At 44.2% G+C, this 16,278-nt stretch carries 16 protein-coding genes; 14 read left to right on the top strand and 2 right to left on the bottom strand.

Going from position 1 to position 16,278, the window contains the following annotated elements; all coding sequences use genetic code 11:
* The first annotated feature begins 151 nt into the window (after nt 1-151).
* The 4 genes from ODU37_RS02350 (at nt 152) to ODU37_RS02335 (ending at nt 3,441) form a co-directional block, all read left to right on the top strand.
* Entirely contained in the window at nt 152-2,353 is a 2,202-nt protein-coding gene (locus tag ODU37_RS02350) for a bifunctional (p)ppGpp synthetase/guanosine-3',5'-bis(diphosphate) 3'-pyrophosphohydrolase (protein WP_024414546.1), read from the top strand.
* 1 nt (nt 2,354) lies between these two features.
* Nucleotides 2,355-2,798, top strand: coding sequence for a D-aminoacyl-tRNA deacylase (gene dtd, locus ODU37_RS02345; RefSeq protein ID WP_044772759.1), 444 nt, complete (start codon nt 2,355-2,357; stop codon nt 2,796-2,798).
* A 76-nt stretch (nt 2,799-2,874) separates the two neighbouring features.
* A complete protein-coding gene (locus ODU37_RS02340; protein WP_024384320.1) occupies nt 2,875-3,060 on the top strand; it encodes a hypothetical protein in 186 nt (61 codons plus the stop codon).
* A gap of 105 nt (nt 3,061-3,165) precedes the next feature.
* Nucleotides 3,166-3,441 carry a hypothetical protein gene (locus ODU37_RS02335; RefSeq protein ID WP_248041018.1) on the top strand — a complete coding sequence of 92 codons (276 nt, stop codon included), beginning with the start codon at nt 3,166-3,168 and terminating at the stop codon, nt 3,439-3,441.
* Between the two features lie 35 nt (nt 3,442-3,476).
* On the opposite strand, the gene ODU37_RS02330 is transcribed toward ODU37_RS02335, so the two are convergent.
* Nucleotides 3,477-4,136 carry a metal-dependent transcriptional regulator gene (locus ODU37_RS02330; protein ID WP_105105628.1) on the bottom strand — a complete coding sequence of 220 codons (660 nt, stop codon included), beginning with the start codon at nt 4,134-4,136 and terminating at the stop codon, nt 3,477-3,479.
* Nucleotides 4,137-4,261: 125 nt separating this feature from the next.
* Between ODU37_RS02330 and ODU37_RS02325 the strand changes: the two genes are divergently transcribed.
* Nucleotides 4,262-5,185, top strand: coding sequence for a metal ABC transporter solute-binding protein, Zn/Mn family (locus tag ODU37_RS02325; protein WP_013730650.1), 924 nt, complete (start codon nt 4,262-4,264; stop codon nt 5,183-5,185).
* A 356-nt stretch (nt 5,186-5,541) separates the two neighbouring features.
* On the opposite strand, the gene ODU37_RS02320 is transcribed toward ODU37_RS02325, so the two are convergent.
* Nucleotides 5,542-5,694 carry a hypothetical protein gene (locus tag ODU37_RS02320; RefSeq protein WP_238143170.1) on the bottom strand — a complete coding sequence of 51 codons (153 nt, stop codon included), beginning with the start codon at nt 5,692-5,694 and terminating at the stop codon, nt 5,542-5,544.
* Between the two features lie 43 nt (nt 5,695-5,737).
* Between ODU37_RS02320 and ODU37_RS02315 the strand changes: the two genes are divergently transcribed.
* From ODU37_RS02315 to ODU37_RS02275, 9 genes are all read left to right on the top strand, one after another.
* Nucleotides 5,738-6,508 (top strand): metal ABC transporter ATP-binding protein, encoded by a 771-nt coding sequence (locus ODU37_RS02315; RefSeq protein ID WP_105159053.1) that lies wholly within the window; start codon nt 5,738-5,740, stop codon nt 6,506-6,508.
* Nucleotides 6,501-7,361, top strand: a complete 861-nt coding sequence (locus tag ODU37_RS02310; protein WP_105159052.1) for a metal ABC transporter permease — start codon at nt 6,501-6,503, stop codon at nt 7,359-7,361. Before ODU37_RS02315 ends, ODU37_RS02310 begins: the two co-directional genes overlap by 8 nt.
* Nucleotides 7,354-8,193, top strand: a complete 840-nt coding sequence (locus tag ODU37_RS02305; RefSeq protein WP_202846618.1) for a metal ABC transporter permease — start codon at nt 7,354-7,356, stop codon at nt 8,191-8,193. The genes ODU37_RS02310 and ODU37_RS02305 overlap by 8 nt, the downstream gene beginning before the upstream one ends.
* A gap of 55 nt (nt 8,194-8,248) precedes the next feature.
* Complete coding sequence (locus ODU37_RS02300; protein ID WP_249562303.1) at nt 8,249-10,141, top strand: M13 family metallopeptidase; 1,893 nt, start codon at nt 8,249-8,251, stop codon at nt 10,139-10,141.
* Nucleotides 10,142-10,243: 102 nt separating this feature from the next.
* Nucleotides 10,244-12,745: a leucine--tRNA ligase gene (gene leuS, locus ODU37_RS02295; RefSeq protein ID WP_249562302.1), complete on the top strand. Its 2,502-nt coding sequence runs from the start codon at nt 10,244-10,246 to the stop codon at nt 12,743-12,745.
* Between the two features lie 275 nt (nt 12,746-13,020).
* Nucleotides 13,021-13,629: a CHAP domain-containing protein gene (locus tag ODU37_RS02290; RefSeq protein ID WP_249562301.1), complete on the top strand. Its 609-nt coding sequence runs from the start codon at nt 13,021-13,023 to the stop codon at nt 13,627-13,629.
* A gap of 167 nt (nt 13,630-13,796) precedes the next feature.
* On the top strand, nt 13,797-14,585 hold the full coding sequence (locus tag ODU37_RS02285; protein ID WP_023371758.1) for an amino acid ABC transporter substrate-binding protein: 789 nt from the start codon (nt 13,797-13,799) through the stop codon (nt 14,583-14,585).
* Nucleotides 14,586-14,597: 12 nt separating this feature from the next.
* Entirely contained in the window at nt 14,598-15,257 is a 660-nt protein-coding gene (locus ODU37_RS02280) for an amino acid ABC transporter permease (protein WP_012027947.1), read from the top strand.
* 9 nt (nt 15,258-15,266) lie between these two features.
* Nucleotides 15,267-16,013, top strand: coding sequence for an amino acid ABC transporter ATP-binding protein (locus ODU37_RS02275; RefSeq protein ID WP_024414562.1), 747 nt, complete (start codon nt 15,267-15,269; stop codon nt 16,011-16,013).
* The last annotated feature ends 265 nt before the right edge of the window (nt 16,014-16,278 follow it).

Below are 16,278 nucleotides of genomic sequence, written 5' to 3'. Positions count from 1 at the left end.
AAAATAGTAAGAAAAACAATGAAAAAAGGAACGTTCGTTGAATCTGAGTCTGGGTTAGATTGTTTGTAATTAGTAGTCTTATGTTAGATTCCTTTTTCTTTTTTCGTGAAAATGGTAGAATAGTAGGAAATATAAGAGGAAGAGTAGAGATATGAAAGAAATTAACTACACTGGGGAGGAAGTGGTTGCCTTGACAGCCACCTATTTACCGGAAGAAGATGTTATATTTGTCAAGAAAGCTTTAGATTTTGCGACAGAGGCACACAAGTCCCAATTTCGTAAATCGGGCGAGCCCTATATTGTACACCCGATCCAGGTAGCAGGTATTTTAGCAGGACTCAAGCTGGATGCTGTGACGGTTGCCTGTGGTTTCTTACATGATGTGGTTGAAGATACGGATGTAACCTTGGATGATATGGAGGCTGAATTTGGTCCAGAGGTTCGCCATATTGTCGGCGGTGTTACCAAACTGGGTAAGGTTGAGTATAAGTCTCATGAGGAGCAGTTGGCTGAAAACCACCGAAATATGCTGATTGCTATGTCTCAAGATATGCGGGTAATTCTGGTCAAATTAGCCGACCGTTTGCACAACATGCGGACTCTTAAGCACTTGCGCAAGGACAAGCAGGAACGTATTTCACGTGAAACAATGGAAATCTATGCACCACTTGCCCACCGTCTAGGTATTTCTTCAATCAAGTGGGAATTGGAAGACATGTCTTTCCGCTATCTCAATGAAGTTGAGTTCTACAAGATTACGCGCATGATGAATGAGAAGCGCCGTGAACGGGAAGAGTTGGTCAATGAAGTTGTTGATAAGCTAAGAGAGTATACCGAGGAGCGCCATCTACATGGTCAGATTTACGGTAGACCCAAGCACATTTACTCTATCTATCGCAAAATGCACGATAAGAAAAAGCGGTTTGATCAACTCTATGACTTGATTGCCATTCGTTGTATCATGGATACTCCGAGCGATGTCTATGCTATGTTAGGGTATATTCATGAATTGTGGAAACCTATGCCAGGTCGCTTCAAGGACTACATTGCCAACCAAAAAGCTAACGGCTACCAGTCTATTCATACCACGGTTTACGGACCGAGAGGTCCAATCGAGTTCCAAATTCGGACCATGGAAATGCATCAGGTGGCGGAATACGGGGTGGCAGCTCACTGGGCTTACAAGCGTGGTGGCAAGGCAACTGCCAGCGAAAAAGAGTTGCGCTGGATTAACAACTTGATTGAACTCCAAGAAGGAGCTGGGGATGCGCAAACCTTTGTAAATTCTGTCAAGGACGATATTTTTACAGAGCGTATTTACGTTTTCACGCCAGATGGTGCTGTGCGTGAACTGCCTAAGGACTCCGTACCGATTGACTTCGCCTATGAAATTCATACCAAGGTCGGCGAGCGGGCGACAGGTGCCAAGGTCAACGGCCGTATGGTTCCTCTGACGACCAAGCTTAAGACAGGCGATCAGGTGGAAATCATCACCTCTGCCAACTCTTTCGGTCCAAGTCGTGACTGGGTCAACTTGGTTAAAACTCACAAGGCTCGCAATAAAATCAAGCAGTTCTTCAAGAATCAGGACAAGGAATTGTCTGTTTCAAAAGGGCGTGAGATGCTTCAGAACCTACTCCAAGAAAACGGCTACGTTCCCAACCAATACCTGGACCGTCGCCACATGGATGAGGTCCTGCAAAAGACCAGCTATAAGACCGATGAATCCCTTTTTGCGGCAGTTGGTTTTGGAGAAGTTTCTGCTATATCAATCTTTAACCGTCTGACAGAAAAAGAGCGTCGCGAAGCTGAGCGGGCTAAGGCCAAAGCTGTCGCGGATGAATTGGTCAACGGTGGCGAAGTCAAACACGACAACAAAGATAGTCTGAAAATCCGTCACGAAGGTGGTGTGGTCATTGAGGGGGCGTCAGGCTTGCTGATACGGATTGCCAAATGTTGTAATCCAGTACCTGGCGATGAAATTGTCGGCTACATCACCAAGGGGCGTGGGGTGGCTGTTCACCGTGTGGACTGTATGAACCTCAAGAGTCAGGAAAACTATGATGTCCGCCTGATTGATGTGGACTGGGAGGATGAGAATTCGACCAAGGAATACATGGCAAACATTGACATCTACGGTCTCAACCGCTCAGGTCTTCTCAACGATGTTCTCAAGGTTTTGACCAATGCCAGCAAGAACATTTCTTCGGTCAATGCCCAGCCAACAAAGGATATGAAGTTTGCGACCATCCATGTTTCCTTTGGTATTTCCAACCTGGCAACCTTGACCAGTCTGGTGGACAAGATCAAGTCGGTGCCAGAAGTTTACTCAGTGAAAAGGACCAACGGATAAGATGAAAATTGTATTACAACGTGTATCACAGGCCAGTGTGACCATCGACGGAAGTATCCATGGGCAAATTGAACAAGGGCTCTTGCTCCTAGTCGGTGTGGGACCAGATGACAGCCAGGAAGACCTGGACTATGCTGTTCGAAAAATCGTCAATATGCGGATTTTTTCAGATGAGGCAGGTAAGATGAACAAGTCCGTTCAAGATATAGGGGGCAAGATTTTATCCATTTCCCAGTTTACCCTTTTTGCGGACACCAAAAAGGGCAATCGCCCTGCTTTTACAGGAGCGGCAGCTCCTGCCCTAGCCAGCCAACTCTATGATGCCTTTAACCAAGCCCTGTCAGCCTTTGTGCCTGTTGAAGTGGGCGTTTTTGGGGCGGATATGGCGGTCAGTCTGGTCAATGATGGGCCGGTGACCATTGTTTTGGATACGAAAAATAAGTAAAACTTTTGGCAATGGTATGTACTCTAGTTGTGTATTTTGATATACTAATATTGAAAAAATAGGTATGGAGGCTGCTATGAAAAAATTGCTCAAAAATCATTTCTTTTATTTGACGACTGCGTTTCTTTTGATTTTAGTGATTTACTTTAGTGGAATAGATAAACGTTGGATTATTTTGGCAAGTTTTCTTTATTTCATTCCATCGCAGATTTTATACCGTCGTCGCCTAAAAGAGCGACTCCAAGAAAACCAGCCCAAGTAGGTTGGTTTTTTCGACAGTATTGGTTATTTGAAAACAATGTGCTATAATAATATTGTCACAAAGTGGTAGTTTATGCTTTGAAGTTAGGATGAGGTGAGCGAGAATATGAGAAAAATTTTTCAAGACCTTAATCAAGAGTATCTGGAAACCAGAAGTTCAGTTGGAGAAGATTGGCTGGAGTGGATTATCCAGAGAAAGATGACCTGGGGTATGCGGTGGGGGTTGGTAGGGATTCTCATGTTTGTCTTGCAGCCTTTAACCTATAACCCTCATTTTCTATTGGGCTGTTTTTATATAGGTTTCCTACTTGGGTTAGTGTATGTATGTGGGCAACTATTTTTTGCAGCCAGATCTATTTTCCGTAATTTGAAAAAGAGGTAACTATTAATTTTAGAAGAAAAAATCGCTCAGCTTGTTTAGGCTGGGCGATTGCTTTTTTCGATGAATAATTGTTGAGCGATGGCTGTTGGGACGGCGAGCTCTTTGTCCTTGTACTGGATGGTGATGGTTTGGGCAAAGTGGTCGAAGTCTGTGACGGTTAGTAAATCACCGACAGCTAATTCATGTTGTTCCAAGTACTGAAGGAGTTGATAGAAGTCATGGATGCGGACAAGCCGGTAGTTCCCTGTCTCAGTTAGCTGTGACAGCCGTGTCTGGTAGCGTTCGATGAGCGGTTGTCCTGCTTGAGGAATGCTTCCCCCGTGAGGACAAGTTTGGGGCTGTTCCAGTAGCAGGTCTAGGCGATTGATAAAGTGATCTGAAACGGTGTGTTCTAAAATTTCAGCCTCTTCATGTACTTCTTCTGGGGAGTAGCCAAGTTGCTCAACTAAGAATACTTCAATCAAGCGGTGTTTGCGATAGAGGCTAGCTACCATTTCGAGGGCGGTTTGGCTGAGGAGATAACCTGCCTTGGCATCCTTAAAAATGAGTTCTTCGGCTACCATTTTTTTGAGCATTTCAGAAACGGCTGGTGCGGAGAAGGCCATCTTCTCTGCAATGAGTTTATTGGTAATTTTTTGGTCTAATTGACCCAGTTCATAAATACATTTTAGGTAATCTTCTTTGTTTGGTGTCATGAGAACTCGCTTTCTACTGAGACTATTATATCAAAAAATTTAAAAATCAGTTGACAAAATGATTTTTTTAGATTAATCTAATTATAAAGTTAGGTATGCTTAATAAAAATAAAAGGAGAACCTATATGAAGAAAATATTGTTCAGTTTTGCTCTGCTATTGTCCCTAATAGGACTAGGAGCTTGTCGTCCATCGCAAACCACAGAAGGCTCTAGTAAGCCAAGGGTGGCTGTGACTACTTCCTTCCTCAATGACATGGTCTATCAGTTGGCGGGCGATGAGGTGGAACGTGATTTGCTGATTCCAGCAGGAGAAGACCCTCATTTGTACGTAGCCAAATCTAGTGATTTATCAAAATTACAAAAGGCTGACCTTGTTCTCTACCACGGTTTGCACTTTGAAGGTAAAATGGTTGAAGCTTTGGAGAAGACCGGAGTAGCTGTTTCTAAAAACTTTAATGCAAAAGACTTGAATACGATGGATGAGGATGGAGAAGAGATTGTCGATCCGCACTTCTGGTTTTCAATTCCCTTGTACAAGTCAGCTGTAGCTGTAGCTTCAGAGGAACTACAAAAACTCTTACCTGCTAAAGCTGAGATGATTCAGAAAAATGCAGAAAAATACCAAGCGCAGCTAGATGATTTGCATGCCTGGGTAGAAAAAGAATTAAGTGTGATTCCAAAAGAAAGTCGCTATTTGGTAACACCACATGATGCCTTTAATTACTTTGCTGCTAGTTATGACTTCACTCTTTATGCTCCTCAAGGCGTGAGCACCGACTCAGAAGTGGCTAACAGTGACATGATTGAGACAGTTAACCTAATCATCGACCATAATATCAAGGCTATCTTTACAGAGTCTACAACCAATCCAGAACGCATGAAGAAATTGCAAGAGGCAGTAAAAGCCAAAGGTGGTCAGGTTGAAGTTGTTACTGGCGAAGGTAAGGAGTTGTTCTCAGATTCCTTGGCACCAGAAGGCGAGGAAGGGGATACCTTTATCGACATGTACAAACATAATGTTAAACTGATGGTTAAATATCTGAAATAGTACAGGTCGAACGGACTTGCTATTCAATGAAGACTAGAGATATTACCAAAGATAGAGTTGATAGGTACAATATGAGGGACAATCAATTGTTTCGAGCACAAGCGGTATAGGGCTCTTTCTATTGGAGGTGGTAACGCTTGGGGGAGGATAGGCGTTAGTAGCAAATCACACCAGTTATTGAGGTCCTTGACTAGAAATACCGCTTGTAGACCTCGATGATCTTGGTTCACAGCGGGACTTTATATATCAGTAGTCTGTGCGTGAATAGAGATTTCAAATGAGTAGTAAAAAGGACTCGGTCTAGGTCGAGTTCTTTCCGTTTTTGGACCATTTTTAACAGATTTATAAACATACGATTAAAGGAAGCATTGGTGCTCTGCGAAAATCAAATTCATGTACTGATGTGTTGAAATAAGCGATGTATAGGGTTTGCCAGCAATTTGTTGGTACGGTATCTTAATCTTATCGACTTTCTCAGCTTGGTAGGTTGGTCTGGTTTTGATTTTCATTGAGTATGAATGAGGCATATCATTTTTAAAAATAGGAGGAAATATGTCAGCAATCATTGAATTAAAAGATGTCAATTTAGCATATTCAGCCAGCCAGACCATGGCTTTAGAAGATGTCAATTTGGTGATTCCCAGAGGGAGTCGGACGGCTATTGTTGGGCCGAATGGTGCTGGGAAGTCCAGTCTATTCAAGGTCATTTTGGGGTTGGAAAAACCTATCACAGGACAGGTTCGCTTGCTTGGTCAGGAGGCAGGTCTAGAGAGGTTGATTGCTCAAAAAGTAGCCTATATTCCCCAATCCAGTCAAGTAAACTGGCAATTTCCTGCAACAGTTTTTGAAATTGTTCTGATGGGACGCTTCGCTCATAGTAAGGGGATGTTTAGAAGACCGACTAAGGCTGATAGACAGATTGTTGAGCAGGCTCTAGAGCGGTTAAAAATTGCGGATTTACGCCATCGTCAGATTGATCAGCTTTCAGGTGGGCAGCGTCAGCGGGTATTTTTAGCCAGAGCCCTGGCACAGGAAGCAGAATTGTATCTTATGGATGAGCCTCTGGCAGGGATTGATCAGGCAACAGAAATCATGATCATGGATATGCTCAAGGAGTTCCAATGTGAAGGGAAAACTTCCATTGTCATTCATCATGACTTAACGACGCTGGATGCCTACTTTGATCACCTTGTCTGGCTTCATAAGCATGTGATTGATTTTGGTCCGATGGATGAGACTTTGACAAGCGAGAATTATCAGGCGACCTACGGTATAGGAAATGGGCTGTTTCTAGGAAATGCCAAAGGAGGCAGTCATGTTTGAGGTTTTCAAAGAGTATTCTTTCTGGACAGTTGCTTTAGGGACCGTTAGCCTAGCTGTGGCAGCCAGTACTATCGGAAGTATATCTGTTCTTACTAAACAGAGTTTGCTTGGGGATGCTCTTGGGCATGCTTCTTATCCTGGAGTGATTGTCTCTTTCATGGTTTTTCAGTCGCGACATCCTCTCTACTTGCTGTTAGGAGCAGTGTTGTCAGGCTACCTTTCTTATGCACTTGTCCATTGGCTGTGTCGAAAAGGTGGTCACAGTCTAGTCAATGCCCTTTCATTGGTGTCTGCTTCTTTCTTTGGTTTGGGAATGGTCTTGAAAAATGCTATTCAGGGAAATGAAGCCTTTGCAGGGTCTTCCCAGGCTGGATTGCAAACCTATCTATTTGGACAGGCAGCCTTTATTCAGCTGGATGATGTGATACTCATCGGAATTATTTCTCTATTGGCTTTGGCATTGTTTACTTTCTTTTATCAAGACTATAAGCTGTATCTGTTTGATCAAACTTTTGCAAGGGTTATTGGTGTTCGTGTAAAGTACTTACAGCAGTTGACGATGTTTTTGATGATTTGCCTAATTGCAGTAGGATTAAAGTTAGTCGGAGCTATTTTGATGAGTAGTTTTTTGATTGCGCCAGCTGTCTTTGGCTTGATGCTGGGAAAATCGTATCACAAGAGTCTGTTACTGGCAGGAATCGTTGCAATTGGGTCGGCTTTTGTAGGGACCTGGATTAGCTCTAGTGTATCTGGCTTGTCGACCGGACCGACTATTATCGTCTGTCTGACAGGTCTGACCCTATCTGCATTTGTGTATGTTACCTATGTCAGAAAGGAGAATGGTCGTGTTTGAAGTATTACTCATTTTGATGGTTATTGCTAGTTCTTGTGGCTTGCTCGGCTCGATACTGGTTGTAAAAAATCAATCGATGTTGGCAGATGCGCTATCGCATTCTGTCTTGCTTGGGATTGTTCTGGGATTTTTTATTAGTCATAGTTTGGATTCGCCGTTGCTAATAGTTGGTGCCAGTCTGTTTGGGTTATTATCGGTTCTTGCCATTGACCGTCTGCATAGTCGAAAGATAGCGCATGATGCCGCAACAGGTCTAGTTTTTTCTTTCTTTTTTGCGGTGGCGGTTTTACTTATTTCTCTTTTTGCTCGCAATGTTCATTTGGATGTGGATCTGGTTTTGCAGGGGGAAGTACTTTTTGCTCCGCTCCATCGTATGGATGTTCTAGCCTGGTCACTCCCTGTTAGTCTGGTCAAGTCGAGTTTGGCTTGGTTGGTTATTGTTCTATTTTTTGCGTGGGCTTACCATCGTTTACAAGTGTACCTATTTGACAGCAACCATGCTCGTTTGTCTGGCTTACGAACAAGGATGTTAGAAATGGTTATTTTGATTCTAGTTTCCTTAACTACTGTTCTGGCCTTTGAAGCGATTGGCTCGATGACTGTTATTGTTTTCTTGGTGGCACCAAGTATGGCTGCCCTACGTTGGGTCAAATCCTTTTGGCAATTGCTTCTTTTAGGGCAAGGTATCGCTATTTTAACGGTTGTGCTAGGTTTTTTAGTGGCCAATCAACTGGATTTAACCATGTCAGGGACCTGTGCCGTTGTCAGCCTTCTTGTGGTTTGCTCGAGTATTATTTTAAAAAATACTTGGTCACGGTCATCTGATAAGTGAAATTATCAGAATTTTTTGTTATTATAGTCATTAAGAAAGCCAAAGGAGAAAATCAATGACACGTTTACAAGATGATTTTTACGAATACGTCAATGGTGAATGGGCAAAAACAGCCGTGATTCCAGATGACAAGCCAAGAACAGGTGGTTTCTCAGACCTGGCGGACGAGATTGAAAAGCTCATGATTGACACGACCAATGCTTGGTTGGCGGGAGAAAACGTCCCAGAAGATAGCGTTTTGCAAAACTTTGTGGCCTTTCACAAACAAGTAGCCGACTATGCAACCCGTGACCGTTTGGGAGCAGAACCAGCACAAGCCTTAATTGCAGAGTACAAGGCTCTCAACTCTTTCGAAGAATTTACCAGCAAGCTGGCAGAATATGAGTTGGCAGGCAAGCCAAACCTCATGCCTTTTGGTGTGGCACCTGACTTTATGGATGCCCAAACCAATGTTCTGTGGGCTTATGGCATAGCGACCATCTTACCAGATACGACCTACTATGAAGAAGGTCATGAAAAAGGAGCAGAATTACTCAAGACTTGGCGGGAGTGTCAGGAGACTCTCTTGCCTAAATTTGGCTTTAGCGATGAGGAAATTGCAGAGCTCTTGGACAAGGTTTTGGCCTTGGATGCAATTGTTGCTAAGTATGTTCTGTCCAATGAAGAGGGGTCAGAGTATGCCAAACTCTATCATCCTTACCAATGGGAAGACTTTGCAGCCTTGGCACCAAACTTGCCACTGACTGCTTTCTTTGAGGAGATTTTAGGACAGGTGCCAGACAAGATTATTGTGCCTGAGGAACGCTTCTGGCAGGCTGCTAAGGAAATTTACAGTGCGGATAATTGGGAGCTTTTGAAGGCGACCTTGATTTTGAAAGCGGCAGGAGCCTATACAGCCTTCCTGTCGGATGAAATCCGTATTCTAGCAGGAGCCTACAGCCGTGCCCTTTCTGGTACACCGCAGGCTCAAAACCAAGAAAAAGCAGCCTACAACTTGGCACAAGGCTACTTTAACCAAGCTCTCGGTCTTTGGTATGCTGGCGAAAAATTCTCACCAGAAGCCAAGGCCGATGTGGAAGCCAAAGTTGCCAAGATGATTGAGGTCTACAAATCTCGTTTGGAAACGGCAGGCTGGTTGGCTCAGGAAACGCGTGACAAGGCCATTGTCAAACTCAATGTTATCAAGCCTTACATTGGTTACCCAGATGCCTTGCCAGAGCGTTATTATAAGAAGATTGTTGACCCAAGCAAGTCCTTGGTGGAAAATGCTGTTGAATTGATTAAGGTGGATATTCGCTATACTTGGAGCAAGTGGAACAAGCCTGTGGACGTTAAGGAATGGGGCATGCCAGCTCACATGGTCAACGCCTACTACAATCCACAGAAGAACTTGATTGTCTTCCCAGCGGCCATTTTGCAGGCGCCTTTCTACTCTCTGGAGCAGTCTTCATCAGCTAACTACGGCGGTATCGGTGCGGTTATTGCCCACGAGATTTCCCATGCCTTTGACTCAAACGGTGCTTCCTTTGATGAGCATGGTAGCCTTAATAACTGGTGGACAGAAGAAGACTATGCAGCTTTTGAAGCTCGTACTCAGCAGGTTATCGACCAGTTTGAAGGTCAGGATTCTTACGGTGCCAAAATCAATGGTAAGTTGACCGTGTCAGAAAACATTGCTGACCTTGGTGGGATTGCAGCGGCCTTGGAAGCAGCCAAGTCAGAAGATGACTTCTCCGCAGAGGAATTCTTCACTAACTTTGCTCGCATCTGGCGAATGAAGGCCCGTCCTGAGTTCATGCAGATGTTGGCTAGTGTCGATGTCCATGCACCAGGTCACCTACGCACCAACATCCAGTTGCCAAACTTCGATGAATTCCATGAAACATTTGGCGTTCAAGAAGGCGACGGCATGTGGCGTGCAAAAGAAGACCGCGTGATTATTTGGTAAAAATGCGAAAACAGCTAGTGAAAACTGGCTGTTTTTGTCTTTCCCAATTCCCCCAAAACGTGATATAATAGTAAAGATAATTTATTGACATGGAGAAATGACATGAGCTTCTACAATCACAAGGAAATCGAGCCCAAATGGCAGGAATTTTGGGCAAAAAATCATACTTTTAAGACGGGAACAGATGCGGACAAGCCAAACTTTTATGCCCTAGATATGTTCCCTTATCCGTCTGGTGCGGGCTTGCACGTTGGTCACCCTGAGGGCTATACGGCGACGGACATTCTCAGCCGTTACAAGCGTGCCCAAGGCTACAATGTTCTTCACCCAATGGGTTGGGATGCCTTTGGTCTGCCAGCTGAGCAATACGCTATGGACACGGGAAATGACCCAGCTGACTTTACGGCGGAAAATATTGCCAACTTCAAACGTCAGATTAACGCCCTTGGCTTTTCTTACGACTGGGACCGCGAGGTTAATACGACTGACCCTAACTACTACAAGTGGACCCAGTGGATTTTCACCAAGTTGTATGAAAAAGGCCTAGCCTATGAGGCAGAAGTGCCTGTTAACTGGGTAGAGGAATTAGGAACAGCTATCGCCAACGAAGAGGTCCTTCCTGACGGAACGTCTGAACGTGGTGGTTATCCAGTTGTCCGCAAGCCAATGCGCCAATGGATGTTGAAAATCACGGCCTATGCAGAGCGTTTGCTTAATGACTTAGAAGAAGTTGATTGGCCAGAGTCTATCAAAGACATGCAACGCAACTGGATTGGTAAGTCAACTGGTGCCAATGTGACTTTCAAGATTAAGGACACAGACAAGGACTTCACAGTTTTTACTACCCGTCCAGATACTCTTTTTGGTGCGACCTACGCAGTCCTTGCCCCTGAGCATGACTTGGTAGATAGTATCACATCAGCTGAACAAGCAGAAGCTGTTGCAGAATACAAACGCCAAGCCTCTCTCAAATCAGACCTGGCTCGTACTGACCTGGCTAAAGACAAGACCGGTGTTTGGACTGGTGCCTACGCCATTAACCCTGTAAACGGCAAAGAAATCCCAATCTGGATTTCAGACTACGTGCTGGTTAGCTACGGAACAGGTGCTATCATGGCTGTTCCTGCCCATGATGAGCGTGACTGGGAATTTGCCAAGCAGTTTAACTTGGACATCATTCCTGTGCTGGAAGGTGGCAATGTAGAAGAAGCTCCTTACACAGAAGACGGTGCCCACATTAACTCGGATTTCCTAGATGGTCTTAACAAGGAAGAAGCTATTGCCAAAATGGTGGCTTGGTTGGAAGAAAATGGTTTCGGTCAGGAGAAAATTTCTTACCGCCTCCGTGACTGGCTCTTCAGCCGTCAGCGTTATTGGGGTGAGCCAATTCCAATCATCCACTGGGAAGACGGCACTTCCACAGCAGTACCAGAAAATGAGTTACCTCTGGTATTGCCAAAAACCTCAGACATCAAGCCTTCAGGTACAGGGGAGTCACCTCTTGCTAACTTGACAGACTGGTTGGAAGTGGTGCGGGAAGACGGCGTTAAAGGTCGCCGTGAAACCAACACTATGCCACAATGGGCGGGTTCTAGCTGGTACTACCTCCGCTATATCGACCCGCACAATGATGAGAAGTTGGCAGACGAGGATCTTCTCAAAGCTTGGTTGCCAGTGGACATCTACATCGGTGGTGCCGAGCACGCAGTCCTTCACTTGCTTTATGCTCGCTTCTGGCACAAGTTCCTCTATGACCTTGGCGTTGTGCCGACTAAAGAGCCTTTCCAAAAACTATTTAACCAGGGTATGATTTTGGGAACTAGCTACCGTGACAGCCGTGGTGCCCTTGTTGCGACAGATAAAGTTGAAAAACGTGATGGTTCTTTCTTCAACATCGAAACTGGTGAGGAGTTGGAGCAGGCACCTGCTAAGATGTCCAAGTCCCTTAAAAACGTGGTCAATCCAGACGATGTGGTCGAGCAGTTCGGTGCGGATACCCTCCGTGTTTACGAGATGTTCATGGGCCCACTTGATGCGTCAATCGCCTGGTCAGAAGAAGGTCTCGAGGGCAGCCGTAAGTTCCTTGACCGTGTTTATCGCCTCTTGACGACCAAGGAGCTTGCGGCGGAAAATAGCGGAGCGCTTGATAAAGTTTACAATGAAACTGTGAAGACGGTGACAGAGCATATTGAAGACCTGAAATTCAACACGGCTATCGCCCAGCTCATGATTTTTGTCAACGCAGCCAACAAAGAAGACAAGCTCTATGTCGAATACGCCAAAGGCTTTGTCCAATTGATTGCCCCATTTGCGCCACACTTGGCAGAAGAACTCTGGCAAGGTCTGACAAATACAGGTCAGTCAATCAGCTATGTCGCATGGCCAACATATGACGAAAGCAAGCTGGTAGAAAGCGAAGTGGAAATCGTTGTCCAAATCAAGGGCAAGGTAAAAGCCCGCTTGACCGTAGCCAAAGACCTAGCACCAGCAGAGCTTGAAAAAGTTGCCCTTGCGGACGAAAAAGTCCAAGCTGAAATTGCTGGGCAGACAGTGGTGAAGGTGATTACGGTTCCAAACAAACTTGTCAATATCGTTACCAAGTAACGATTGCCTCGTTTGTTTGTCTATTTCCAACCTCCAACAGTCTATCCGCAGACTGTTGGAGCCAACTAAACTTGTTAATATTGTTGTGAAATAAATGTAAATAATAAGAAGACGACTTCCGTATTGGAGGTCGTTTTTTTGACAAAAAGTCCGAACACTGTGATTGTTAAGAGATTGCAAGTTATCTGTAATATTTGTTACATTTCTTTAAGCTCTCTGCAAGGATTATCCCTTAGGATAGATAGGGCAGAAAAAACACGAAGGAATCAAATATTATGAGTTATCAAATGATAAAAAAACAATTCAAATTGGGACTGTTTACAGCCCTCATAGGAAATCTTTTATGGTTGGGAATGGTGAATGTCAGTGCAGATGACACAGTTATAAGCGATAGTCCGACAGTATCAGCGTTAACAAAAAAGGTTGAAGCTGCAAAAATAGTAGCCAAAGCTGCTGCAGAAAAAATTGTGGCTGAGAAAGCTGCTGCCGCTGCAAAGGCTGCTTTGGCTACCAATATGGTGTCAGAGGTTGCTGTGGAATATACGGCTAATACCTATCCAGCTGGTCAGTGTACTTGGGGTGCCAAAGAAATGGCTCCTTGGGTTGGAAACTATTGGGGTAATGGTGGAGATTGGGCAGCTAGTGCGGCAGCGCTTGGATATGAAGTGGGAACTACTCCAAAAGTTGGCGCTATTGCTGTATGGACAGATGGAGGCTACGGTCATGTTGCCTATGTAACAGATGTGGCAGCTAACGGTCACATTCAAGTTAAGGAATCAAACTATGGTGGAGTATACTACCCAAGTAATGTCCGAGGTTTCTTTGATCCAACAACAACTAGTGAAGGAACAGTCAGCTATATTTACCCACCAGCTGGAGTATAATTAATATGAGATATAAAGACCGAGTAGGTCTTTTTTTTATGCTCCGATACTTGATTAAAATTTTTAATGTCCTTGATAGAAAAAATATATTGGCTGGAAATTGTTATTCATGATACTATTGTAAAATCTGAAAAAGAAAGTGTGTTTTAATTATGAAGAAAATAGCTATGTTTACAAGTTTATTGTTTGCGGGTATCGTGTTAGCAGCCTGCAATTCATCTGCAGGTACATCGAATAGTACAGACCAAACCCTCTTGGCACAAATTAAGGAAGAAGGCGTTATTCAAATCGGTACTGAAGGTGCCTATGCTCCTTACTCTTACCACGATGAGAGCGGAAAATTGGTCGGTTATGATGTAGAAGTAGCCGAAGCCGTTGCTGAGAAATTGGGTGTTAAGGTGGAATTTGTTGAAACAGAATGGGATTCCATGATTGCAGGTTTGGATGCGGCCCGTTTTGATACCATCGCTAACCAAGTCGGTATTACAGATGAGCGTAAGGCAAAATACGATTTTTCAACACCATATACATACATCTATGGAGCCTTGGTAACACAGAAGGATAATACTGACATTACAAGCTTTGCAGATTTATCTGGTAAAAAATCTGCCAACAGCTTGACAAGTAACTGGGCAGATTTGGCGCGTGAAAATGGTGCAGAAGTTGTAGGTGTGGATGGATTCTCTCAGGCAGTTGAATTGTTGAACACAGGGCGTGTGGATGCTACCATCAATGACAACTTGGTGTACTTGGATTATGTGAAACAACATGCTGATGCACCGATTAAGGTTGTGACCTTGACGGATGACGTATCGACAACAGCCTTCCCAGTTGCAAAAGGAAATGAAGATCTTGTGAAAGAGATTGATGCAGCCTTGGCAGAATTGGCTAGTGAAGGAAAATTAGCTGAAATTTCAAACAAATACTTTGGTGAAGACGTATCAAAAGCTAAGTAATCAGGAGAAACAATGACAGAAAGAGTATGGCAACTATTGCTTGATTCATTTTCACAAATACTTGTTCCAGGATTGTTGGTGACTATCCCACTGACAATCCTGTCTTTTACCTTTGGCTTGTTAATTGCTATTGGGACGGCCTTGGTGCAAATTGCTCAGATTCCCATTCTCAAACAAGTGGCTCGTTTCTATATTTGGGTTGTTCGAGGAACACCACTCTTGGTTCAACTCTATGTGATATTCTTTGGGCTACCAAGTCTAGGAATTGTCTTGGATGCCTTTCCGTCGGCGGTTTTGGTTTTTTCTGTCAATACAGGTGCCTACGCTGCGGAAACCATACGGGCTTCTATCGAGTCCGTGCCTAAGGGGCAGTTGGAGGCTGGCTATTCTGTCGGGATGAGTTTTGCCCAGACCATGCGTCGGATTATTCTCCCGCAGGCCTTTCGAGTGGCCTTCCCGCCCTTGTCCAATACCTTGATTGGATTGGTCAAGGATACATCGCTGGCTGCCAATATTACCGTCTTGGAGATGTTTATGGCAACTCAGCAGATTGCAGCAAGGACCTACGAACCTTTTGCCCTCTATTGTGAGGTGGCCCTTGTTTATCTATTCTTTTCAACTATTTTGACCAAGCTTCAAGCCTATGGTGAGAAGAAGTTGGCAGTCTATTAGGAGGTTCAGATGATTCAAGCAAATGGAGTAAAGCTGACCTTCGGTGGTCAGCAGGTGTTAAAAGGAATTGATGTAGAGGTTAATCCAGGTGAGGTGGTCGTCATTTTAGGTCCGTCTGGATCAGGAAAAACGACTCTTCTTCGTTCTTTAAACTTTTTGGAAAAAGCTGACGCGGGTCACTTAGTCTTCGGTGAGGACAGCTATGACTTGGCTAAGATTAGCCACAAGGAAATTGCAGGCATTCGCAAGCGCACAGCCTTCGTTTTTCAAAACTATAATCTCTTTGCCAACAAGACTGCCTTACAAAATGTGACGGAAGGTCTGATTGTGGCTCGGAAAGTACCCAAACAAGAGGCTGAAAGAATCGGTAAAGCAGCCTTGGACAAGGTGGGACTATCTGATAAATATGGTTTCTATCCAAGCCAGCTATCAGGAGGTCAGCAGCAACGGGTCGGCATTGCCAGAGCCATTGCGACCAATCCCGAGGTCATCTATTTTGATGAACCAACCTCGGCTTTGGATCCTGAGTTAATCGGAGAGGTTCTGACTGTCATGATGCAGTTGGCTAAAGAAGGCATGACCATGGTGGTTGTGACTCATGAAATGGGCTTTGCGCGTGCGGTAGCTGATCGAGTCATATTTATGGATGGTGGTCGGATTATCGAAGAAGGTCGACCAGAAGACATTTTTGACCGTCCACAAGAAGAACGTACTAAGCAATTCTTAGCTCGCATTCAAAAGGTAGATGTTGAGTAAGCTAAGCAAATTAATTTATCTTATTCATTTCCATAATCGTACAGAAAATGGACAGAATTTGACAAAGATACTTCAATTGTTAGACATTGATTGGTCTAGCGGTTGGAGTATTTTTTGTTTAGAGGGAATGGGTATTCTTATATAGTACTTTTAGCACGAGGCGATGAGCCGCAGGCATAGATGAAGTTAGGCAAGGTGAGCTAAGGAAGTAATAGAAGGAAAACTAAATGACGATAAATGTATTCGAAAGGTCTTTACTTTTTAG

Source organism: Streptococcus sp. 2021WUSS109, from assembly GCF_044427305.1.
Taxonomy (GTDB): Bacteria; Bacillota; Bacilli; order Lactobacillales; family Streptococcaceae; genus Streptococcus; species Streptococcus suis.
The sequence above is the reverse complement of the archived record's forward strand: the minus strand, read 5'-3'. Positions and strand labels throughout refer to the sequence as shown.

Excerpts from the sequence above, each read along its gene's own strand:
- ODU37_RS02350 (WP_024414546.1), top strand. The coding sequence starts at position 152 with ATGAAAGAAATTAACTACACTGGGGAGGAAGTGGTTGCCTTGACAGCC.
- dtd (WP_044772759.1), top strand. The coding sequence starts at position 2,355 with ATGAAAATTGTATTACAACGTGTATCACAGGCCAGTGTGACCATCGAC.
- ODU37_RS02340 (WP_024384320.1), top strand. The coding sequence starts at position 2,875 with ATGAAAAAATTGCTCAAAAATCATTTCTTTTATTTGACGACTGCGTTT.
- ODU37_RS02335 (WP_248041018.1), top strand. The coding sequence starts at position 3,166 with ATGAGAAAAATTTTTCAAGACCTTAATCAAGAGTATCTGGAAACCAGA.
- ODU37_RS02330 (WP_105105628.1), bottom strand. The coding sequence starts at position 4,136 with ATGACACCAAACAAAGAAGATTACCTAAAATGTATTTATGAACTGGGT.
- ODU37_RS02325 (WP_013730650.1), top strand. The coding sequence starts at position 4,262 with ATGAAGAAAATATTGTTCAGTTTTGCTCTGCTATTGTCCCTAATAGGA.
- ODU37_RS02320 (WP_238143170.1), bottom strand. The coding sequence starts at position 5,694 with ATGAAAATCAAAACCAGACCAACCTACCAAGCTGAGAAAGTCGATAAG.
- ODU37_RS02315 (WP_105159053.1), top strand. The coding sequence starts at position 5,738 with ATGTCAGCAATCATTGAATTAAAAGATGTCAATTTAGCATATTCAGCC.
- ODU37_RS02310 (WP_105159052.1), top strand. The coding sequence starts at position 6,501 with ATGTTTGAGGTTTTCAAAGAGTATTCTTTCTGGACAGTTGCTTTAGGG.
- ODU37_RS02300 (WP_249562303.1), top strand. The coding sequence starts at position 8,249 with ATGACACGTTTACAAGATGATTTTTACGAATACGTCAATGGTGAATGG.
- leuS (WP_249562302.1), top strand. The coding sequence starts at position 10,244 with ATGAGCTTCTACAATCACAAGGAAATCGAGCCCAAATGGCAGGAATTT.
- ODU37_RS02290 (WP_249562301.1), top strand. The coding sequence starts at position 13,021 with ATGAGTTATCAAATGATAAAAAAACAATTCAAATTGGGACTGTTTACA.
- ODU37_RS02285 (WP_023371758.1), top strand. The coding sequence starts at position 13,797 with ATGTTTACAAGTTTATTGTTTGCGGGTATCGTGTTAGCAGCCTGCAAT.
- ODU37_RS02280 (WP_012027947.1), top strand. The coding sequence starts at position 14,598 with ATGACAGAAAGAGTATGGCAACTATTGCTTGATTCATTTTCACAAATA.
- ODU37_RS02275 (WP_024414562.1), top strand. The coding sequence starts at position 15,267 with ATGATTCAAGCAAATGGAGTAAAGCTGACCTTCGGTGGTCAGCAGGTG.